Origin of the sequence: Paenibacillus nasutitermitis, from assembly GCF_014641075.1 — a bacterium.
Taxonomy (GTDB): Bacteria; Bacillota; Bacilli; order Paenibacillales; family Paenibacillaceae; genus Paenibacillus_Z; species Paenibacillus_Z nasutitermitis.
Map to the genome: position 1 here is coordinate 219,735 of NZ_BMHP01000002.1, position 20,344 is coordinate 240,078.

Sequence of the window (20,344 nt, forward strand, 5' to 3'; positions counted from 1 at the left end):
CGAATAAAATTTGTCGATTATTTTTATTCTTGACAAGAAGCATTCTCCCAGATAATATGGGGTTATGTCATTTCCGAGTTTGTCAATCGGAATACAATTTTATAATTGTCATGTGTTGACTAGTTCACTGGAAACACCATGACCGGTTTGTTTTTGAAACCGGGCGTGGTGTTTTTATATTTATTCTATGGAAGGAGAATGTCCATTGACTGAAAGCGCAAATGTAAAAGTCAGACAGCTTCAAACACCCGACCGGGGTTTTCATTCCCGCATTCATCTGCTTCGCCGTTTGCCGGATCATGCGGAGGAACATCCATACGCGTTATTCGGTGTCAAACCGCTTGGCCCTCTCATCGGAGCGGAAATCACAGGCGTCGATTTGAGTCAGCCTGTTTCTGCCGAGCTTCAGAAGGAACTGAACAGAGCGCTATTGGAATGGAAAGTGATTTTTTTTCGCAACCAGCTTATCACAAGTGAGCAGCAGCGGGATTTCGCACGGTTGTGGGGGGAGCTTGAGACACACCCGTTTCTCCCTCCGGGCGATACTCAGGATGTGGTGCGATTCACCGCTGACGAGAATCGTCGCGGTGGCGCGAACAATTGGCATACCGATGTGACCTGGCGGCTCGAGCCGGCGCTGGGTGCGGTTCTCCGGTTAATCGAGGTCCCTCCTTATGGAGGCGATACCCTTTGGAGCGATACGGCAGCGGCCTACGATAACTTGCCGGATGAAACAAAGGAACGCATCGAAGGCCTCCAGGCCGTTCATGATTTCACGCATACTTTCGGCCGCCACATGGCACCGGATGTATTAGCCGCCTGGCAGGCCAAATTACCGCCCGCGGTACATCCGGTCGTCCGGACTCATCCCGAGACCGGACGCAAAACATTGTTTGTGAACGCTGATTTCACCTCTCACATCGTCGGCCTCGATCCGGAGGAAGGCGAGCAGCTTCTGCAATATTTGTTCCGTCAGATTCTGGTTCCCGAATTTCAGGTCCGCTTTCACTGGGAAGCGAACACTGTCGCCTTCTGGGACAACCGCGCCACCCAGCATTATGCAGTGTCGGACTATTTTCCGCACCGCCGCGTCGCCGAACGGGTTGCCATTTGCGGTGACCGTCCCTATTAAGTTTATAACCATCTCAAACGGTCCATTCAGACCGAAACCAAGGAGGATAATAAGATGACAGAAAATCGCAATGAAACTTCCCAAGGTATTGAAATCATTCCGGTCGCCGGAGCACTCGGCGCAGAATTGAAAGGCATTCGGCTGTCCGCAGATCTCAAAGGCGAGGAGCTTGAAACAATCCGTAAAGCTATATTGGAGCACAAGGTCGTCTTCTTCCGTGATCAGCATCATCTGGACGATGCGGGCCAGGAGGCATTCGCCAGCCTGCTGGGGGAACCGGTAGCGCATCCAACCGTGCATGTGAAGCAGGGAACTGATTACTTGCTGGAGCTTAACTCCCAATATGGCGGGGGAGCTAACTCCTGGCATACCGATGTCACCTTCGTTGATGCTTATCCCAAAGCATCCATTCTTCGCTCTGTCGTCATTCCGCCGGCAGGCGGGGATACCGTCTGGGCGAATACGGCGACTGCCTATCAGAATTTACCTGCTGAGCTGCGCAGCCTTGTCGATCAGCTTTGGGCTTTGCACAGCAACGATTATGACTATGCGGCACGGCATCAAAAGGAATTGACTGAGAAAGACCCGCAGCGTTATCAGGATGGCGGTTTTGTATCCACGGTATATGAAACGGAGCATCCCCTTGTCCGGGTGCACCCCGAGACGGGCGAGCGCACTTTATTGCTGGGCCATTTTGTCAAAAAAATTCTGGGGCTCTCTGCTGTCGATTCCGCTCAACTGTTCTCCTTATTGCAAAATCATATTACCCGTCTGGAAAACACGGTGCGCTGGCGCTGGACCATTGGCGACGTCGCCATCTGGGATAACCGCGCCACCCAGCATTATGCGATTTCCGACTATGGAAAACAGCATCGCATCGTGCGCAGGGTCACTCTTGACGGAGACGTGCCTGTGAGCATTGACGGCCGCCAAAGCGTCACAGTGAAGAAAGCCAAACCCGATCCCGTCTCCAACGCTTCTTAGTATAACTTCGAAGCCTTCAATAATATGAAACAAGAAGACAGCCGCTCATGATTAGAGCGGCTGTCTTCTTTGTGTGCATATACAATAAAGAGCGCAGTGTCATTTTGTTCTGGTACTCCGGTCTTTTCGCTGCTATACTGGAATCGCTTTTATCCGATCGTTTTCGTTTGAGCTCCGAAAAAAAATATGGAATTGGGGATGAAGTTTTTATGCCGGAACCGTCAAAATCTGTTGATGCTGTTAAGCTTGATAAGAATATGGCCCTTGAGAAGCGCGTTATGGATGATCTGCAATGGTTGTCACCGCTTGAAGCCCCTTTTCATATAGCCGGTTTCGCATGGCTGAAGCAGGAGAAGCTCTACCGCCGCCTTCCATCCTCGCCTGCCGAGCTTCTGCCGCCGGCCGTCGATATACTCGCAAACTGTACCGCAGGGGGGCAGATCCGGTTTACCACCAACTCTTCCCGTCTGTCAGTCAGAGTCAAGCTTACCGGTCCCTCCAATATGTATCATATGCCTGCAACGGGACAATGCGGATTCGACTGCTATTTGGGCGAACCCGGCAGCCAGCATTATTTGAGTACAACCAGATTTGATCATTCGAAGTCCGAATACGAAGCATCCTTGTTTAATTGGACAATACAACGAGATGTTTGCGTTACGCTGAATTTCCCGTTGTATCAAGGAGTCGAAGAAGTATTGATCGGTGTTGATTCGGATGCGCTGATCCGCTCAGTCCCACCGTATCCAAGCATCAATCCGGTCGTCATATACGGGACGTCGATCACGCAAGGAGGCTGCGCAACAAGGCCGGGAATGGCCTACTCCAACATTCTGAGCCGTTCTATTCCCCTTGAGTTTATTAATCTTGGATTTTCCGGCAGCGGCTTAGGAGAAATCGAAGTGGCTCGAACTATTGCCGATATTCCCGATCCTGCTCTTCTCGTTCTCGACTATGAAGCCAACTCGGGACCTGCCGAAAAACTAGCTGCTACTTTGACACCATTTATCCGCATTCTCCGTGAGCGCCATCCGATTGTCCCGATTCTGGTCCTTTCCAAAATTCAATACGCCGGGGAGCGCTTCTATCCCGATCTCTTGGAACTCCATGAGGACCGGAAGGCAATTCAGAAATCAACGGTAGAGCGACTGCGAGACGAAGGGGACCTCCATATTCATTACGCAGACGGCTCCTCCCTGCTTGGCGAGGATGATGCGGAAGAATGTACCGTAGACGGTGTTCACCCTACGGATCTTGGTTTCCTGCGCATGGCCAGATCCCTAGAGCCCATATTCAGAGAACTGCTGAAAGATAAATTGGAGGTTGAATGACAAACCTTAAACCTGACCATGCGATTTGTAGCGGCTCATTCATGAACCCGGGTAATAACCTTCGCCCTCTCCTTTATTGAAAGTCGCAATATACCAATGGTTTCCAAAAGGATCCTGCACCCCTCCGCTGCGTTCGCCATAAGGCATATCGGCCGGTTCATACAAGGATGTCGCACCGGCAGATATCGCCCTATGGTAGCAATCATCCGTATCAGAGACAAACACATGAAGGGTATTCACTCTGGCCGGGAACCTTTCATTACCCTCGGATAATTCGACGATCGTATCGCCAATACGGACTTCAGCTTGCAGGATAGAACCGCCGTCATCCGTTCCAAGGTTTAACATTTCGGCGTTAAACACGTTTGTCAGAAATTCAATCATCTTGGCTGCATCCGATACGATAAAATAAGGTGTTACTGTCTGGTAACCGTGCGGAGCATTATGGCTTGACATTTCAGCATCCTCCTTCAACGTTCATCATGTAAATAAAGTGGGCTGCCCCTCAGTCCTGACAGCGAAATCAATCTTGAAACCGGTAGTTACTGCTTAATCGTCATCCTGGTTAAGAGGACGGATTGCGATCACTGCTGCCCGGAATCAGCACACGCAAAGCGAAGTCAATCCACCCTTGCGCCGCATGGGAAATGTAGCCGCCCTTCTTCCAAATGATTGCTAAATCCCAATGGATGCCTGGTTCTATTTGACGAATGACACGAACCTTGGCTGGATCAAGCTTCGCGCATATCGTTTCCGGAAGCAAAGATATGCCCTGGTTGGCACAGATCAGTTCGTAGATGAAATCCCACTGCGAACTCTCGTAAGCTACCCGGGGCTCAAACCCCTCACCAATGCAAGCTTCCTTAACGCGATCATGCAAATTAAATTCCTGTCGAAACAGAATAAATGGTTCTTCCTTTAATTCTGCAAGGCGAACTTTCCGTCTATTCGACAGGGGATGCTCGAGCGGCACAACCAGATTAAGATGACGCTTCACGATCGGAACAACCTCGAATACGACTTCATCTACTGGCAGTACGACAACCCCCAAATCGATTTCCCCCTCCAGGAGAAGCTGTTCAATCCGTTTGCCTCCTTCCTCCACGATCTGAATCGTGATATCCGGATGGATCTGGTGGAACTCCGCTATAACTTTTGGGAAGAAACTCGCTCCAATAACAGGGGGTAATCCAAGCGTAAACTGCCCCTGCCTCATCTCCTTCAAATCCAATACCGCCGCCAGTAGCTGCTGTGAGGCATTGATCACCGTCTGGGCATGCGCCTGCACGACCCTGCCCGCTTCTGTCAGTACAACTCTTCGCGTTGAACGGTCCAGCAGCACCAAGCCCAGCTCATCCTCCAGATTTTTTACCATTTTACTGAGCGTTGGCTGCGAGAGATGAATCGCTTGACTCGCTTTGGAGAAACTGGCATACCGTGCGACCTCCAGAAAATAACTTAATTGCCGCAAATCCATCTTTTCCCCACCCATATATATAGCTATCTGGAATAAATAATATTCTATATATGTATTTTACTCATAGAACTGCCCCATGTAAAATAAATCTATAAATCCCATTAGGAGGTTTATTATGATCACGACTATTACCGTTCTTGGTGCAGGAACGATGGGCCTTGGAATCGCCCGGCTTTTTGCCAGTCATGACTATCACGTGACTTTGTACGATCCGAATCTTCCCTCGCTTCCCGAAAGCGTGCATCAATCATCCAAAACATTTTCCATCGTACTTATGAGCGATTTTGAGAAAGCGGTTGTAGAAGCGGATCTGATTGTCGAGTCCGCTCCCGAACAATTGGCTGTAAAACGTGAAATATTTCAAAGATTGGGGTCTCTCATTAAACCACAAGCCATCGTCGCCTCCAACACATCCACTTTCGCTCTTGAAGAATTGGCTTCGGATTTAACGATTGGCAATCGAATGATGATCACCCATTTCTTTAATCCGGCGGACCACATCCCATTGGTCGAGATTGTCGGCTTGCCATCCACTTCTCCAGACATCTTGGATGAGGTTACCTCCGTGCTGCAGCGGTGCGGCAAATCACCTGTTGTTTTGCGTAAGGATATTCCCGGTTTTATCGCCAATCGCCTGCAAGCTGCTCTCATGAGAGAGGCCTGTTATCTGTTGGAAAAAGGTGTAGCCGATGCTGGGCAGATCGATACGGCCGTAAAAGAAGGTCTTGGACTGCGTTGGGCTTTCAAGGGTCCGTTCGAAATTGCTGATCTTGGCGGCTTGGATATTTGGTCCAAGGTCACCGGAAACCTTTTTCCTAAGCTCGCTAACAGTTCTCAGGCACCGCAGTCCATTCTGGAAAAGGCCGCCAGCGGCGAGCTTGGCGTTAAGAGCGGCCGTGGCTTCTATGAATACGAGGATTCTTCACGCACTTCTGAGCAGCTGGCGGGAAATATGCAGCGATTGGTTTCATTCAAGACGAACATAAATCAGGAGGGATGATTGCATTGGACGAAAGGAACGCAGCAAACACCGTGGTTATTGCCAGCGCGGTACGCACCCCCATCGGCAGCTTTAATGGAATATTTAAGGACGTATCTGCCGTTCAACTTGGCTCCATCGCTATCGCAGAAGCTGTCCGGCGTGCAGGAATCGATGCCCGGCAAGTTGATGAGGTTATTATGGGCAATGTCCTGCAGGCCGGTCTTGGTCAGAACCCTGCCCGGCAAGCCGCCATGGGCGCAGGGCTTACCGTTGAAACCCCCGCGATGACCATTAACCATGTATGCGGCTCAGGAATGAAGGCAGTCAGCATGGGATACAACGCCATTCTTTGCGGCGATAGCGAAATTGTTGCAGCCGGGGGCATGGAGAATATGTCTCTCGCCCCCTATTTGCTGCCGGGTGCGCGTTCCGGATACCGGTTGGGCAACCAGACCGTTGTAGACACCATGATTCAAGATGGGCTATGGTGTGCAGCAAACGACTACCATATGGGCATCACCGCCGAGAACATTAGCGGGCATTACGGCTTCACGCGTCAGCAGCTCGACCAATTCGCATGGGAAAGCCAACAAAAAACCAAGGCAGCAGCCGATGCGGGAAGATTCGATGACGAAATAGTCGCCGTGAGCATTCCGCAAAGAAAAGGCGACGCAATCGCTGTAAGCAAGGATGAACATCCGCGCCCCGATACGACTCTGGAGGCCCTTGCCGGACTTCGCCCCGCATTCAAGCAGGGTGGCATCGTGACTGCAGGCAACGCTTCTGGGATTAATGACGGTGCAGCCGCGCTCATCTTGATGTCCGAACGGCGTGCAGCGGCGCTCGGCATTAAGCCGCTTGCCATTCTGCGTTCCCACGCTTCAGCTGGTGTGGAACCATCGATGATGGGGATCGGTCCGGTTCCGGCAACCGAGCGGGCGCTCTCAAAAGCTGGCTTGACCATGCAAGATATTGGGCTGCTTGAAGTGAACGAAGCCTTCGCCGCTCAAGCTTTAGCCTACAGCAAGCATTTTGATTATGATCCCGGGATTTTTAACGTCAATGGCGGAGCGATCGCCCTCGGCCATCCGATCGGCGCAAGCGGTGCCCGCGTACTCGTCACCTTGCTGTATGAAATGCAGCGCAGAGGCACTCGCCTGGGATTGGCTTCCTTGTGTATCGGCGGCGGGCAAGGCATTGCAACGGTTGTTGAGGGCTTTTATGCCAAGCATTAACTGTTATACAAGCATCGAAATCCGGAAAGGAGACCCTTCTCATGAAGCAAATTTTGAATTCGTTTACCGAGGCGGTTAAAGCAATCCCCGACGGCGCGACACTGATGGTCGGAGGCTTCGGCCTCGTCGGCATTCCGGAACAGCTGATCGCAGCATTGGCTGAAAGCGGAGTCAATAGCCTAACCGTGATCTCCAACAACTGCGGTATCGACGATTGGGGACTTGGCCTGCTGCTTAGAAACAAACAGATCAAAAAAATTATCGCCTCTTATGTTGGGGAAAACAAAGAGTTCGAGCGTCAGGTGCTCAGCGGTGAAATCGAGGCACAACTGGTGCCGCAAGGTACGCTTGCCGAGCGCATCAGAGCCGGTGGCGCGGGCATACCTGCATTCTATACTCCAGCAGGTGTCGGAACCCCCCTGGCAGAGGGACGGGAAACCCGTATTTTCGATGGCAAGGAGTATATTCTGGAACAGGCATTAACGGCCGACTTCAGCTTGATTCGCGCAGCCCGGGCGGATCGGATGGGCAATCTCGTGTTTAACAAGACCGCCCGCAACTTCAACCCGATGATGGCAAGCGCAGGCCGCGTAACGATTGCAGAAGTCGAGGAATTGGTGGAAATCGGCAGCCTGGATCCCGAAATGATTGATATTCCGGGCATCTATGTGCAACAAATCATCGTTGGTGCGCAAGAGAAAAGAATTGAACGGCTTACGACACGTTCATAAAAATCAAGGAAAGGAGATGGATGAAATGAATGATCAAAGGGGGATTCGGGAGCGCATTGCGCGGCGCGCGGAAAAAGAATTGCTAAACGGCTATTATGTCAATCTGGGTATCGGGATTCCTACTCTGGTAGCCAACTACATCTCCCCGGACAAACAGGTCGTGCTGCAATCAGAAAATGGACTGCTTGGCATCGGACCTTATCCGCTTCCCGACCAGGTTGATCCGGATCTTATAAACGCCGGCAAGGAAACGGTGACAGCCATTTCGGGCGCTTCCTATTTCAGCAGCGCGGATTCCTTCGCCATGATACGTGGCGGACATATCGATCTGGCCATACTGGGCGGCATGGAAGTGTCCGAAGCAGGAGATTTGGCCAACTGGACAATTCCGGGCAAGATGGTCAAAGGTATGGGAGGCGCGATGGATCTGGTTCATGGCGCGAAAAAAATTGTTGTTATTATGGATCATGTTAATAAAGCAGGTCAGCCCAAAATATTAAATCGATGCAGTCTGCCCCTTACAGGCAAGCAAGTTGTCAACCGTGTCATTACAGACCGCGCTGTCATCGATATCACAATCCGAGGTTTGCTTCTCGTGGAGGTTGCCGACGGTTATACAGTCGATGATATCCGGGAGGCCACGCAGCCAGAGCTGATTGTTCCGGAGCATGTTCTGATGGGGGCTTATTAATGGACAGTTCCTCATTCGCAGGGCGCACCGTCATCGTGACCGGTTCCGCGCAGGGCATCGGATTTAGGATTGCTGAAGCTTTCGCCCATCAAGGCGCTGCTGTCGTATTATCGGACCGCAATGGTCCGGTATTGGAGGCAGCGGTGCAGCAGCTCGCCCGCTCTGGCAGCAACGTTGCTGCCATCCAGGCAGATGTGACCCTGGAAGAAGATATCTCCGGGCTCATTGCCCGGACCGCCCAGCGTTTTGGAAGATTGGACGTCCTGATCAACAATGCAGGAATCCAGCATGTAGCTCCCATTGAGGATTTCCCGACGGAGAAATTCGAGCTGATGCTCAAAATTATGCTCACAGCCCCCTTCATCGCCATTAAACACGCACTCCCCTATATGAAGCAGCAAGGATACGGCCGAATTCTTAATCTTTCTTCCATTAACGGACTGGTCGGATTTGCGGGCAAAGCGGCTTATAACAGCGCCAAACATGGCGTCATCGGCTTAACGAAGGTCGCCGCATTGGAAGCTGCCCCGTATGGAATAACCGTTAACGCGCTTTGTCCGGGTTATGTGGATACCCCATTGGTTCGGGGACAGCTTCAAGAGCTTGCCCAGACTCGCCAGGTGGCGCTGGAGAATGTATTGGAAGACGTCATCTACCCACTTGTCCCCCAACGGCGTTTACTGGAAGCGGACGAGGTTGCAAATTATGCCTTATTCTTGGCAAGCGAGCAGGCCAAAGGCGTGACAGGCCAGGCCATCGTGCTGGATGGAGGTTATACGGCGCAATAAGGATAACCTCCTTTCATTATTTCGTTATCACGTTCCAACATGGAGGGAGAATCTCGAGAGTCCCCCCGGGAGTTTATCGCTTTTTTGTTGATCCATGCTACCTTTGCAGCTGGGATTTGCCTATGCTGCTTTTTTTGTTGTTTATAAAATCGTTATCCCTTGACAGACCAGGCCGAGCGCGATATTGCTGCGGGGAATGAAGCATTTCCAATTGATATCAAAAAAAGCTGCACCTATTGGCGCAGCCCGCAGTTAAACATTATGTTGTGATTACCGATCCACCCGCTAGATCCTTGTACACTTCATCGAACAGTTTGCCCGAGAAGGTGCACCCTTTTGAGCCCGACACGACGGGATATTCAAAATAGGCTTTTTTGGTCGAACCGTCCAGGTAAACGATGTTGTCAATGTTAACCACGTTGTTTCTGTCTACTACTTTAAAATTAAAGCCGCTGTTGTTTAACAGCTCCACAAAGTACTTTAAAGTGCCCATGGTGTAAAACTTTTCTTTTAACGTGTGAATCATAATTCTGTTAATAATCCCGTCATACTCAAAATAGATCATGTCATTGATATTAATAAGCTGAAGCCCTTTTTTTCCGTCAATATCGAGTGAGACAGACAATTGTTTGCATTGCTGCATGGTTTACCATCCCCTGAAACTTTATTACTTGAGAAGCTCTTCAGGTGTTTCTGGCTGATGAATGAACGCCCAGCTAGCTGTGCTTACAACCACTACAGCAGCGGAAGCAAGCACTGTTGCCAGTAAAGAGTACAGATTTTTTTTCATTTGATATCACCTCCTTGTCCGAATCAAAGTCAGAGCTTGTACAAAAAAAGCAGCTGCAAGCACAGAGTAGCCGACGAAACCGCTTATGACAATCAGTGCCATGGATCCAAGCTTCAGGTAACCGAAATACTCTTTAGGGATTCTCGTCTGCCGGTCTATCCGTGAAGGCGCAAACACGAGGGCCAGCAGTAAAGCGCCTGCGTTAAGGATCAACGTAACCAGAGAACCAAAATCCGCAAAGGTTATCGCGGTGATACCCGCAGTGGATACCAGAATGCACATGATACCAGATTTCAAATGGTATCCGCCGGATATTTGGCGCAAAGCGGCAAATCCGGCAAGAGCAACTAATGTTTCCAAAGATCTGCCGGTAAACAGCGAAATCAGGAAAGACAGACCTAGGATGAAGACGGTATTCAGAACCATAGATAACGAGTATTGAAGCACCGCAATGCTTGCCGGATGGTCAGGCACCTTGGACTTAATGCCGACGGCTAGTTTATGAGACAACGCGTTAATCAATTGTTGTCAGTAGCCTCCTTCCGGATCGCGTAATACAAGAACACCATAAGAGCCAGCAGAAAACCGATCAGGCTTGCAAACACATTCATGAAATACATCATCAGACCCAGCAATAAAATGAACACGATGATCAGCGTGATGACAAGCAGATGCTCCCAATGGAATCTCAAGTGCTCGAAATCCTTCGTAAACCCGTAGCCTAATCTGTATATCGCCCATCCGACAAACATGACCAACGCTCCGGTAGCCAATTGGATGATTCGCCCTTTAACCGGATCGGACTGGACCTGATCCATGGAAAACAAGATTTCTATCAAAGCGGCTTGTGTGACAATGAATCCCGCGAATCCAACCACGGTCATTAAAAATGCGCCGATTAGCGGAATCCTGGCAATTGTTTTGAAAAATAACGCGGTAATCAGCAGATTAATAACAGGAGCCATATAAGACAGTGACGAAATTTCTTCTCGGGTTAAATAATTCTGGAAATTGATCAACTCGATAATAACCAGCGAATGACCCAAATATCTCAAAAAATTATAGCGGAACACATATAACGCCAATGCATAGATCGAAATACCTTCAATCGTGGAAAAAAACATAAACAACAAGAAACCGCCCATTTATTCAACCATCCCCAGAAGAAAATATAATCTGTCTATGTAACCTCGTCCTAGTAAGGGAGGCCTAACTCTATCATGCCGGATGTTTGCGAAATCGGCAATCACTTCTTTGTATAAGATTCAACAAGAAAGTCTATATTCCTTCGAGCTTATCGGACAAGTCCTATCAAAGTTTTTCAAAAAAGGCAGGAAGCTAATTCTGTGAATCACAAAAAAAAGAGAAGCTCTCATTTAGCTTCCCAACTTCCAGTTAATGGATGATAACCAATCCTTTTTTTAGGGGCAAGATCAAAATGAAGAACGATTTCAATAGGCCTGCTTCTCCATTTTCATGAATAGCCGCAGTTATCAGGAAAACTGTGTAATCGACCCAATTCGGGCTTGAAGACTCCTGGTTGGGGCGGTCCCATGCATGTTGTCAAAGGCTTTAACGACGGCACTTGCCACCTCAACATCCTGTGCGCTTGTACCACCGCTGACCCCGATGCCTCCGATGATCCTGCCCTCTTTTGTAAGCGGAATCCCTCCGCCAAGAATAACGATTCTCCCGTTATTTGTTGTATTGATACCAAAAGATGGCCCGCCGGGTTGGGCTGCTTGCGCCAGGTTTGCGGTCGGCGTTTGCAGCGCGACGCTGGTCCAAGCTTTATTCTGGGAAATATTGATCCCTCCAATCCGCGCATGATCCATCCGGTAGAAAGCAATGAGATTCCCCCCGTCGTCAACAACAGCGATATCTGCCGCGAGGCCCATCTCTTTCGCTTTCTTCTCTCCCTCCATAAGCAGGATTTTTGCCATTTCCAATGTAAGCCGCATTCGCGAATCCACTCCTTAGGTCATATATGACAGTGTATGACCAACTGCCTAATGAAGTGAATAAGGAAAGAACGACACTTACCCCGTTAACGGCAAATCGACTGCTGCTCATCCCGTCGGATTTACCCCTGCCGTTTCCATATCCACAGTTTTGAACCATTCCCAGACCTTAAATAATGCGTTTCACCCGCAAAGTATGTTTTAATGGAAGTAGCCCAATATCATTCATCGTAAAGGAGTAGATCACATATGCAGATATCAACTTTCTTGTTTCCCAAAGATAAAGTGGCCTTCATCACCTCCTCCATGTCCATGAAAGAAGCGATGGATCACTTGGAGCAGTCTCATTATTCCGCCATTCCTATTATTAACGGCGAAGGCAAATATATGGGAACCTTATCGGAAGGCGACCTGCTGTGGAAGCTCAAAAACACCCCCGGTCTGCATTTTGACAACATGCATGAATTCCCCATCACAGACATAAAAAAACGCAGTCGCAATGAATGCGTATCGATTAATGCGCAAATGGATGATATGCTGGCTCTGGCGGCCGACCAGAACTTTGTGCCCGTCGTCAACAACGACCGCGTATTCTTGGGGATTATCCGCCGCAAAGATATCATTGAATACTATACCCGCAATATAACCGATTAAGTCCACTATTACCGTTTGATCGGACGAAGCTGACCGCAGGCTGTCCCGCTTTTATGCTGTTATCAGGGACATGCGTGCGGGCGAGCAGCTTCGCGATTCAAGTACGGGCAGTTGTTTCCAATCCATTCTCCTCTCCCAGCCTCTCTTGATCTTCTCCCATCCAAGGCTCTACTATGTCATCGATGCGTAATATTTCCCATTATAACGGTCGGGCATATTTCTTCTATCTTAGGCAAATGCTAGCGGTAAAAGGGATTCGCCCAGGGAATCGCAAGCAAAGCTGGCATCGTGGCGGGAAATGCAGCAGATGCCACTTTGTCAGAATATAGCAATTACTCTTCCTCACACCAAGCGCAACGTTCTATACTCCTGTGGAGTGCAGTTCGTTTCCTTCTTGAACACTTTAGCAAAATACTGTCCTGACTCGAAGCCGACCGCCCCCGCGATTTCATGCACTTTCAAGCGAGAATTAGCCAGTAGTTCCTTCGCCCGTTTGAGCCGCCGGTCCTTGATCCAATCGGATACCCCCACACTGGTAGCCTGTTTATAGAGCTTGGACAAATAAGTCGGATGCAAGTAGACATGATCGGCCAGAACATCGAGCGACAGCGGCTCGGATAAATGCTGTTCGATGTATTGATTGACGTCGGACACAATTTGCCGGATGCGGTCCTTCTGCTCGTTTGTTTTAAGGGAGAACAGCAACTCATACAAACTTGCATAATACGACTCCGCTTCGCTCCAACTGTGAAACAAGGATGCATTCAACAGTGGTTCCGTTCGGACTGTAGCCGAAACTTCCTCGAACAGCTGCCACCTGTTCAAGTAGGACAGGAACATCGCACTGAACGTATAGTGGATCTCCACCAGAAGCGTTCCTTTCTCCCCTTCCAGGGCGATCGTTCTGACGGTCGCCGCAATTTCCCGAAACATTCTGGCGAACTCCTCTTTTTGACCGCTCTCCAGCTGCCACTCCAGCTGCTTGATTCTCTTGACCAGGAGCACTCCGCGATGTACGGCACCTCCGGGAGTAGCGCTTCCTTCCTGCGGAACTTCATTGTCTTTGGGCTCGAACAAAATCACTTCCCGTCCCCGGCCAAGTCCTTGATGCAAAATGTTCTGCAGCTTCATATACTGCCTGCCTAGTTCCACCCATTCACAAGATGAGCTGCTGATGACGAGGGACAGCTGCACCTGAAGCAGTTGAACGCAACTCGCCTGGATATCGGGCAGCGTATAATGCAAGAACGTCTCGCATTTGCGCCATTCCTCCGCCCTTGCTGCCGCATCCGGTTGAACTGGCTGAATGAGCCAGACCAGCTCGGCATGCCGAGTACTCCAGGAAATGACGTTCCATGTCCTCATATACTCGGCAAATATATTCTGAACCGCAAATTGAAATAACGACTTATCCGACAAGCTCAGAACATCCTCCCGCCAGGAATCGATCCTGCCTGCTACCAGAAGCACGTTCTCGTCCGCAGCGAGTGGGATGTCCAGTTCCTTCAAGCGCTTGTTCGTTACATCTCCAGGAACGAGATCCCCTTCCAACAGATCGCTCAAATATTCCTTGCGCAGCAGCGGAACCGCTTCCCGCACTTGACGTTCAGCCCTCATCATGAATTGTTCCACCTTCAACTCGTCCTGGAGTAGCGTGATTGCTTTGTCAACCGCGTCAAACACGACCTGGTCATCCTCCAGCTTCAAAATATAGTCGATTCCACCCTGCCTAAAGGCCGATTGGATATAGTCGAAATCTTCGTATCCGGTCAAAAAAATGATTTTGCAACGCGGCCACAATTCCAGAATCCGAACTTGAAGCTCCAGCCCGCTCATGACCGGCATATGAAAGTCAGTCAGGACGATGTCCATTTTAGCCGTACTAACGATTCGCAATGCTTCAACCGCCGAGTAAGCCCGATACACTTCCATCTCGACGTGGCCCCATTCCAGAAACTGCTCGTACAAGCCGTTGACTATCTTCGGTTCATCGTCGACGATCAATAATTTGTACATGGCTATCTCTCCCCAGTTGAACTTAATCCTCCGCTCTCTTTTCCCTGACATTCGGAATGCTGATAACGACTTGATTGCCTCCGCCAGACTTGCGGCTGAACGTTACGCCTCCCCTATTGCCGAACTCCAGGCGCAGCCTTCTGTGAACGTTGACCAGTCCCGTCGTCTCCACATCCAACCATCCGGTTGCCTGCAGCTTGAGTTGTAGGTCCTCATATTCCACGTCAGGCATCGGTTCCCCGTTGTCTTCCACAATAATATCGAGACCTTCCTCTTGAGGATCGAACCGGACCTCCAGCAATCCCCCTTCAAGGGTGTTGCGCATCCCGTGCTGGTAGACGTTCTCAAGGATCGGCTGCAAGATCAGCTTAGGCACCATCGCATCCGCATAAGCAGGGGGCAGCTCTTCGAACCGAGCCTCGATCCGCTCTTCGAATCGGAAGGTCTGAATGTCTACATATAATCGTGAAAAAGCCGTCTCTTCTTCAAGCCGAATGGTTCCTTTGTGCGTTCGAGTAATAAATTTAAAATATTTGCCAAGAAACGACGTGAATTCCGCTATTTTCTCGTTTTCCCCGTTTCGGGCCAGCCGGTACAAGATGTAAAAGTTGTTATATAGAAAATGGGGGTTGATCTGCGATTGGAGCTGCCGTAGCTCAGACAAGTTGGCCCTATAGTTCTGTTCGTACACTTCATGGATCAGTTCCTGGATCCGGTTGGTTGTCTGATTGTACTGCTGGTACAGGTAGCCGAATTCGTCCGACCGCTTATACACAAGGGCTTCGTTCTTTCCGTTCTCCATCCCGCGGAAAGCGCGAATTAACCGCAACAGCGGTTGGTGGATCTGCAGAAATATCCAGTAAGAGAACAGGATTATTACAAGCAGGGAGATGAACGAGAGGACCCAGAACCAAACGCGATACTGCTTCAAGGAGCCCAACATCTCTGATTCCGGCGTATACATAAGCAGAGAAAAACCCATATCGCGCGAATCCTCCGCGTACACCCAATACGATTGACCCCCAAACTGCACCGTCTTTACGTGGATGTCTTTCTTTACCGTCTCCTGTGCTGGGGCACTTGGATCTATGTTCTGCTGCACATAGGTCAGCATCTCCCGCTCCAATTCCGTGTTGCCCTTCTTCCCGGTCAGCACCCACCTTCCATCCCGACCCACAACCATCGTCCCTCCGCTTTCATCAATCATTAAGCTGTCAAGCATTTCGCCGACTTTTTCAGTAGCGATCTCGGCACTAACCAGAAATGACGGCTCTCTGCCATTAATCAGCGCCAGATTCGAGTAGGGGAAGCTGATGTACAAGCGGTTGTTCCAATAGACAAACGGATCGGCAAGCCGTTGGCTGACTCCCTTCAAAGCTTTGTATTCCTCATCCGGAAGCAAATCGTATGTATTTGCGGACGAAATAAGCCTGTTCACCGAAGGCAAGTAAACACTCGCCGACCGAACATAATTGCTGGAATTGCTAAGACTGATCAGCCTGCTGCGGACGTTCAGAACCGCGTTGCGCCAGTCATTATCGCTGTACACCTCGCCTTTGCTACTGAGCATCCTCACGTCCCTGTAATTGACAAACTCTTCTTGCGTCCGGGTAATGAGGCTGAAATCGCCCTCCAACTGTCGAATATAAAAGCCAACGCGGGATTTCATGGCATCTTCGATCTTCGCGCGTACGTTGCTCGCACCATAGTTGTTCATCATCAAGCTGATGACATACACCGGAGTCAAGACGAGGAGGAAGGATACGATGAGTTTCGGATAAATATTCAGCAGCTTTCCTAGAACTCCCATAGAATCCCCTTCCCTTGGTTAACATCCTTCCATGTCTAATGGTTCGACAGAAATCAAAGAATGTCCTGCCCCTGAATCAAGGACAGAACATTCCGGAAATGTTCATTCTTTCACGCTGCCAAGAACGATGCCTTTCGTAAAATACCGCTGAAGAAACGGATAAATCATCAAAATCGGTAAGGCGCCGAGAAAAATTTGTGCCGCCCGTACCGTTCTGGCGGATACTTTGTCATACTCCTTGAGCGTATCTCCGGTTCCGCTTAGTGTACTCAAATCGAGATCGATCACGATTGTCCGAAGATAGGTCTGCAGCGGATAATGAACAGGCGAATTCATGTAGATCATCCCGTCGAACCAAGCGTTCCAATGACCCACCGTGCTGAACAAACCAATGGTCGCAAGGGCCGGCAGCGACAGTGGCAGATAAATCTTGATCAGTGTTGTCATATGCCCCGCTCCGTCCATCATCGCCGCCTCATCCAACTCCTTCGGCAAGCCGCGGAAGAAGTTCAAGAGCAGCAGTACATTGAACACCGGTACAGCCCCGGGAAGAACCAGCGCCCAGATCGTATCCAGTATTCCTGTGGCGCGTACGGTCATAAAAGTAGGAATCAGACCGCCGTGGAACAAAATGGTGAATACGATAATCCATGCATACAGCGTACGCTGTGGAAATACCCGAGCTTCCTTCGATAGCGGATATGCCATCGTGACCGCCATAAACATGTTGATCGAAACACCAAGCAGTACCCTTTGGACGGAAACGCCGATGGAGCGTACAAATTCCGCTTTAGCCAACACAATCCGGTAAGCATCCGTCGTGAAGTCGACTGGCCACAGCTTCACGTCACCCGCTGTCACCGCCAGGTCAGAACTGAAGGAGATCGAAAATATGTGAATGATCGGAAATATGCACGAGAATGAAAGAAGCGTAAGAAACAAGTAATTGCAAATAGAAAACAATCTTGAAGACAGCGTAACATCCTTTATCAAGTGCCGTCCTCCCCTCCAGCATTACTTCTGAAACGCACATCATAAGCAGTCAATCTAGAAAATACGGTAATTAGCAAGTCGGTACGCCAAAAAGTAGGAAACCGAGATAAGGATAAAGGACACGACGGATTTGAATAGTCCCACCGCCGTCGCAAGCGAATATTTGGCCTGCTGGATCCCCATCCGATACACAAGCGTGTCAATAATATCCCCGGTATCATAGACTGCCGAGTTGTACATGTTGAACACCTGGTCGAATCCTGCATTCAATATTTGCCCCAGGCTCAAGGTAGCGAGCAGCACGATAATGGGGGTCATCCCGGGCAGCGTGATGTGCCTGATCTGTCTCCACCGGTTCGCTCCGTCGACTACCGCCGCTTCATATAAATTCGGGTTAATGCTCGTTATGGCAGCCAAATAGACGATGGTGCTGAAACCGAAATCTTTCCATAGATCCGTGCTGACGAGTACATAAGGAAACACCTTAGGCTCCCCGAGGAAAAACACCGGCTCGAATCCAAGACTTTTAATAAGCGTGTTAACGATCCCGGTCGAGGGCGACAAGATGTCGATGAAGATGCCGCCCAAAATGATCCAGGATAGGAAATGCGGTAAATAGATCAACGTCTGAATGCTGCGCTTGACGAAATGAATGCGAATTTCATTAATCAGCAGGGCCACCAGAATAGGAAAAGCTAGACCGGCGATCACTTTCAGCACCGCAATGTAGACCGTATTCCAAATGACCCTGTAAATATTGGGCAGCGCCATCATGTAGGTAAAATTATCCCACCCCACCCACTTCGATCCGAATATACCCATCGCCGGCTTGAAACTCTGGAAAGCCAGCGATATGCCCAGCATAGGGATGAAATGATAGACGGCCAACAAGATCAACCCGGGCAACAGCATCAGATGCAGAGGCCATCGCGCATACATCGTCTTCGAATTGTTCCGCATTCTGAATCACCCCTATCATCAATCACAATTATTTTTTCTGGCTTGCTAACCAGTCGTTGACCTCTTTCGTAATTTCGGTGCCGCCGAGTCGATTCCAGTCCGATACGTACTTGTCGAACAAGTCAATGGATTCACCGAGCAATATTTTCGTAAAAGTCTCGACGGTCAAATCGTTCAGCGTGCTGTTCCTATCCACCATCAGTTCAGATGGGATTCCATAGAACTGATCGTAATTGAGCAGCTTTTCCGTTACATATTTATTGATTACTGCCTCCGAACCCTCAGGTCCGAATATCTTGGCATATCTCCACATCGACTTGTCGCCGGCCTGATACTGCTTCACCTGATCGAAATAGCCTTTGCCTTCGGGATTCAGCTTACTCATGTTGCCTGTGCTGAGCGCTTCCTTGATCGCCAAATGATGTTCCAGATTCTTCGTAGCGCCGAACGTCTTCACATCCTGATACTGATAAACGGCAAAGTCACCATCATACATATACTTAAAGTCCGCTGTTTCACCGAATATTTTCTCGACATACAGGTTCATCATCTTGACGATCACAGCTGGATTCTTGCTCTTCTTGTTGACCACCCAGTACGAACCGGGCATCGCAGACACTTGCGACAGAGCCGGCTTGTCGTCGATCGACTGCAAGGGATACATTTCCCAGACTTGATCAGGGTTGGCCGTAACGGCTTTGTTCAGCTTGTTAAGCGGCTCCGCGAACCCGCCGAAAAACATGCCGACCTTGCCGTTTACCGCATCTGTGAGCAGTTGATCCGCCGTCTTGACGGAAAATTCCTTGTCGATTTCCCCAGACTTGTACAGTTCCTGCAGCTTGGCGAGCGCTATCTTCATCTCCGGTTGAATATTTCCCTGGACGAGCCCGCTACCACCCTCTGGATCCTTGATCCAGCTATTCTTATAGGCATGGAAGCCGTTGAAGAAGCCGGTCATCCCGCCGAAGCCGCCGAAAATGTTGGAGTAGAAGCCGAAGCCGAATGTATCGTTCTTGCCGTTCTTGTCCGGGTCATTCTCTTTGAACGCCTTGGATATTTTGTAGACATCGTCCATTGACTTCGGTGCCGATAAGCCCACATTGTCCAGCCAGTCCTTGCGCAGCCAGATCATTTGCGCCCCTTCGGTTGCCGCTGTGATGTACGGGATCGCCATTAGCTTATTGTCTATCGTGGCGGAAGAAAGACCAACGCCATTATCGGACCGCAGCTTCTCGTCGGCTAGCGGTGTAATGTTCTTCTTATAGACGTCCGTAAGATCCGCTACCATCCCGGCATCGATCAATTGCTTAAGCTGGGTTGCTTGGACGCGGAATATATCCGGCAGATCTCCCGAAGCGATAGACAAGTTCAATTTGTCGTTATATGCTGCGCCATCGGTTACCCAGTTATTGATGATCTTGATGCCGTACGTCTGCTCGAGCAGTTTCGTCATCACGTTGCTGTCCAGCGTATCTCCCTCAGGAAACGTAAGGCCTCCCGGCATATCCCGCACCATCGTAACCGTAACAGGCGGATCGTATTTGGCCTCAGGACTTTGTTCGCTCGGGTTGCCGTTTACGGTTGCGGTTGGCTTGTTTTCCTTAGGCGCCTCTGTTTTATTGCCGTTGCTGCTTGAGCATGCAGAGAGCATGGAAGATAGAGCAAGAACCATCGAGATGAGCATGACCTTCTTTTTTTGGTGTTTCAAGTGTACCCCTCCATAAATTAGGAATTGTATGTATAAGGACTATTCTTGCTGTACTTTTAGTCTAACAAACCCATGTTCAGCGAGGTAGAATAAACTCTCAA

Annotated in this window: 21 protein-coding genes; 9 read left to right on the forward strand and 12 right to left on the reverse strand. The window is 49.7% G+C overall.

The annotated features are described in order from the left end of the window. The first annotated feature begins 187 nt into the window (after window positions 1-187). The 3 genes from IEY46_RS11055 to IEY46_RS11065 all read left to right on the forward strand — a co-directional run bounded on the left by IEY46_RS11055 (window position 188) and on the right by IEY46_RS11065 (window position 3,447). Window positions 188-1,132, forward strand: coding sequence for a TauD/TfdA dioxygenase family protein (locus tag IEY46_RS11055; protein ID WP_188992083.1), 945 nt, complete (start codon window positions 188-190; stop codon window positions 1,130-1,132). 54 nt (window positions 1,133-1,186) lie between these two features. Next, window positions 1,187-2,116, forward strand: coding sequence for a TauD/TfdA dioxygenase family protein (locus IEY46_RS11060; protein WP_188992084.1), 930 nt, complete (start codon window positions 1,187-1,189; stop codon window positions 2,114-2,116). A 209-nt stretch (window positions 2,117-2,325) separates the two neighbouring features. Further along, window positions 2,326-3,447: an SGNH/GDSL hydrolase family protein gene (locus IEY46_RS11065; protein ID WP_188992085.1), complete on the forward strand. Its 1,122-nt coding sequence runs from the start codon at window positions 2,326-2,328 to the stop codon at window positions 3,445-3,447. Window positions 3,448-3,486: 39 nt separating this feature from the next. Here IEY46_RS11065 and IEY46_RS11070 read toward each other — a convergent pair whose 3' ends face one another. Both IEY46_RS11070 and IEY46_RS11075 read right to left on the reverse strand, forming a co-directional pair. Continuing rightward, on the reverse strand, window positions 3,487-3,903 hold the full coding sequence (locus IEY46_RS11070) for a VOC family protein (protein ID WP_188992086.1): 417 nt from the start codon (window positions 3,901-3,903) through the stop codon (window positions 3,487-3,489). A gap of 109 nt (window positions 3,904-4,012) precedes the next feature. After that, window positions 4,013-4,924, reverse strand: coding sequence for a LysR family transcriptional regulator (locus tag IEY46_RS11075; RefSeq protein ID WP_188992087.1), 912 nt, complete (start codon window positions 4,922-4,924; stop codon window positions 4,013-4,015). A gap of 115 nt (window positions 4,925-5,039) precedes the next feature. On the opposite strand from IEY46_RS11075, the gene IEY46_RS11080 reads away from it, so the two are divergent. The 5 genes from IEY46_RS11080 to IEY46_RS11100 are packed head-to-tail and all read left to right on the forward strand — an operon-like array spanning window position 5,040 to window position 9,351. Continuing rightward, window positions 5,040-5,924 carry a 3-hydroxyacyl-CoA dehydrogenase family protein gene (locus IEY46_RS11080; protein ID WP_188992088.1) on the forward strand — a complete coding sequence of 295 codons (885 nt, stop codon included), beginning with the start codon at window positions 5,040-5,042 and terminating at the stop codon, window positions 5,922-5,924. Between the two features lie 5 nt (window positions 5,925-5,929). After that, the gene (locus IEY46_RS11085; protein ID WP_229750232.1) at window positions 5,930-7,141 is read left to right on the forward strand and encodes an acetyl-CoA C-acetyltransferase; all 1,212 of its coding nucleotides are present in this window, start codon (window positions 5,930-5,932) and stop codon (window positions 7,139-7,141) included. A 41-nt stretch (window positions 7,142-7,182) separates the two neighbouring features. Then, window positions 7,183-7,872: a CoA transferase subunit A gene (locus IEY46_RS11090; RefSeq protein ID WP_188992090.1), complete on the forward strand. Its 690-nt coding sequence runs from the start codon at window positions 7,183-7,185 to the stop codon at window positions 7,870-7,872. Window positions 7,873-7,888: 16 nt separating this feature from the next. Next, window positions 7,889-8,563 carry a 3-oxoacid CoA-transferase subunit B gene (locus IEY46_RS11095; RefSeq protein WP_188992091.1) on the forward strand — a complete coding sequence of 225 codons (675 nt, stop codon included), beginning with the start codon at window positions 7,889-7,891 and terminating at the stop codon, window positions 8,561-8,563. Then, a complete protein-coding gene (locus IEY46_RS11100) occupies window positions 8,563-9,351 on the forward strand; it encodes a 3-hydroxybutyrate dehydrogenase (protein WP_188992092.1) in 789 nt (262 codons plus the stop codon). Before IEY46_RS11095 ends, IEY46_RS11100 begins: the two co-directional genes overlap by 1 nt. Window positions 9,352-9,610: 259 nt before the next feature. Here the strand turns inward: IEY46_RS11100 and IEY46_RS11105 are convergent, their stop codons facing one another. From IEY46_RS11105 to IEY46_RS11125, 5 genes are all read right to left on the reverse strand, one after another. After that, the gene (locus IEY46_RS11105) at window positions 9,611-9,994 is read right to left on the reverse strand and encodes a LytTR family transcriptional regulator DNA-binding domain-containing protein (RefSeq protein ID WP_188992093.1); all 384 of its coding nucleotides are present in this window, start codon (window positions 9,992-9,994) and stop codon (window positions 9,611-9,613) included. Window positions 9,995-10,018: 24 nt separating this feature from the next. Further along, window positions 10,019-10,141 carry an AgrD family cyclic lactone autoinducer peptide gene (locus tag IEY46_RS11110; protein WP_188992094.1) on the reverse strand — a complete coding sequence of 41 codons (123 nt, stop codon included), beginning with the start codon at window positions 10,139-10,141 and terminating at the stop codon, window positions 10,019-10,021. Window positions 10,142-10,147: 6 nt separating this feature from the next. Then, window positions 10,148-10,663 (reverse strand): accessory gene regulator B family protein, encoded by a 516-nt coding sequence (locus IEY46_RS11115; protein WP_188992095.1) that lies wholly within the window; start codon window positions 10,661-10,663, stop codon window positions 10,148-10,150. Continuing rightward, window positions 10,660-11,286 carry a hypothetical protein gene (locus tag IEY46_RS11120; RefSeq protein WP_188992096.1) on the reverse strand — a complete coding sequence of 209 codons (627 nt, stop codon included), beginning with the start codon at window positions 11,284-11,286 and terminating at the stop codon, window positions 10,660-10,662. The genes IEY46_RS11115 and IEY46_RS11120 overlap by 4 nt, the downstream gene beginning before the upstream one ends. A gap of 348 nt (window positions 11,287-11,634) precedes the next feature. After that, complete coding sequence (locus IEY46_RS11125; RefSeq protein WP_188992097.1) at window positions 11,635-12,102, reverse strand: GlcG/HbpS family heme-binding protein; 468 nt, start codon at window positions 12,100-12,102, stop codon at window positions 11,635-11,637. 249 nt (window positions 12,103-12,351) lie between these two features. Here IEY46_RS11125 and IEY46_RS11130 point away from each other — a divergent pair, with 249 nt between their 5' ends. Further along, window positions 12,352-12,756: a CBS domain-containing protein gene (locus IEY46_RS11130; protein ID WP_188992098.1), complete on the forward strand. Its 405-nt coding sequence runs from the start codon at window positions 12,352-12,354 to the stop codon at window positions 12,754-12,756. 342 nt (window positions 12,757-13,098) lie between these two features. Here the strand turns inward: IEY46_RS11130 and IEY46_RS11135 are convergent, their stop codons facing one another. From IEY46_RS11135 to IEY46_RS11155, 5 genes are all read right to left on the reverse strand, one after another. Next, window positions 13,099-14,772 (reverse strand): AraC family transcriptional regulator, encoded by a 1,674-nt coding sequence (locus tag IEY46_RS11135; RefSeq protein WP_188992099.1) that lies wholly within the window; start codon window positions 14,770-14,772, stop codon window positions 13,099-13,101. A gap of 22 nt (window positions 14,773-14,794) precedes the next feature. After that, entirely contained in the window at window positions 14,795-16,582 is a 1,788-nt protein-coding gene (locus IEY46_RS11140) for a sensor histidine kinase (protein ID WP_188992100.1), read from the reverse strand. A 102-nt stretch (window positions 16,583-16,684) separates the two neighbouring features. Then, window positions 16,685-17,575: a carbohydrate ABC transporter permease gene (locus IEY46_RS11145; RefSeq protein ID WP_188992101.1), complete on the reverse strand. Its 891-nt coding sequence runs from the start codon at window positions 17,573-17,575 to the stop codon at window positions 16,685-16,687. 54 nt (window positions 17,576-17,629) lie between these two features. Continuing rightward, complete coding sequence (locus tag IEY46_RS11150) at window positions 17,630-18,535, reverse strand: ABC transporter permease (protein WP_188992102.1); 906 nt, start codon at window positions 18,533-18,535, stop codon at window positions 17,630-17,632. Window positions 18,536-18,563: 28 nt separating this feature from the next. Then, window positions 18,564-20,243, reverse strand: coding sequence for an extracellular solute-binding protein (locus IEY46_RS11155; protein ID WP_188992103.1), 1,680 nt, complete (start codon window positions 20,241-20,243; stop codon window positions 18,564-18,566). Between the last annotated feature and the right edge of the window lie 101 nt (window positions 20,244-20,344).

Coding starts and splice junctions, on each gene's coding strand:
- IEY46_RS11075 (WP_188992087.1), bottom strand. CDS start 4,924: ATGGATTTGCGGCAATTAAGTTATTTTCTGGAGGTCGCACGGTATGCC.
- IEY46_RS11140 (WP_188992100.1), bottom strand. CDS start 16,582: ATGGGAGTTCTAGGAAAGCTGCTGAATATTTATCCGAAACTCATCGTA.
- IEY46_RS11110 (WP_188992094.1), bottom strand. CDS start 10,141: ATGAAAAAAAATCTGTACTCTTTACTGGCAACAGTGCTTGCTTCCGCT.
- IEY46_RS11125 (WP_188992097.1), bottom strand. CDS start 12,102: ATGCGGCTTACATTGGAAATGGCAAAAATCCTGCTTATGGAGGGAGAG.
- IEY46_RS11150 (WP_188992102.1), bottom strand. CDS start 18,535: ATGCGGAACAATTCGAAGACGATGTATGCGCGATGGCCTCTGCATCTG.
- IEY46_RS11065 (WP_188992085.1), top strand. CDS start 2,326: ATGCCGGAACCGTCAAAATCTGTTGATGCTGTTAAGCTTGATAAGAAT.
- IEY46_RS11130 (WP_188992098.1), top strand. CDS start 12,352: ATGCAGATATCAACTTTCTTGTTTCCCAAAGATAAAGTGGCCTTCATC.
- IEY46_RS11060 (WP_188992084.1), top strand. CDS start 1,187: ATGACAGAAAATCGCAATGAAACTTCCCAAGGTATTGAAATCATTCCG.
- IEY46_RS11095 (WP_188992091.1), top strand. CDS start 7,889: ATGGATGAAATGAATGATCAAAGGGGGATTCGGGAGCGCATTGCGCGG.
- IEY46_RS11080 (WP_188992088.1), top strand. CDS start 5,040: ATGATCACGACTATTACCGTTCTTGGTGCAGGAACGATGGGCCTTGGA.
- IEY46_RS11100 (WP_188992092.1), top strand. CDS start 8,563: ATGGACAGTTCCTCATTCGCAGGGCGCACCGTCATCGTGACCGGTTCC.
- IEY46_RS11120 (WP_188992096.1), bottom strand. CDS start 11,286: ATGGGCGGTTTCTTGTTGTTTATGTTTTTTTCCACGATTGAAGGTATT.
- IEY46_RS11135 (WP_188992099.1), bottom strand. CDS start 14,772: ATGTACAAATTATTGATCGTCGACGATGAACCGAAGATAGTCAACGGC.
- IEY46_RS11090 (WP_188992090.1), top strand. CDS start 7,183: ATGAAGCAAATTTTGAATTCGTTTACCGAGGCGGTTAAAGCAATCCCC.
- IEY46_RS11105 (WP_188992093.1), bottom strand. CDS start 9,994: ATGCAGCAATGCAAACAATTGTCTGTCTCACTCGATATTGACGGAAAA.
- IEY46_RS11055 (WP_188992083.1), top strand. CDS start 188: ATGGAAGGAGAATGTCCATTGACTGAAAGCGCAAATGTAAAAGTCAGA.
- IEY46_RS11070 (WP_188992086.1), bottom strand. CDS start 3,903: ATGTCAAGCCATAATGCTCCGCACGGTTACCAGACAGTAACACCTTAT.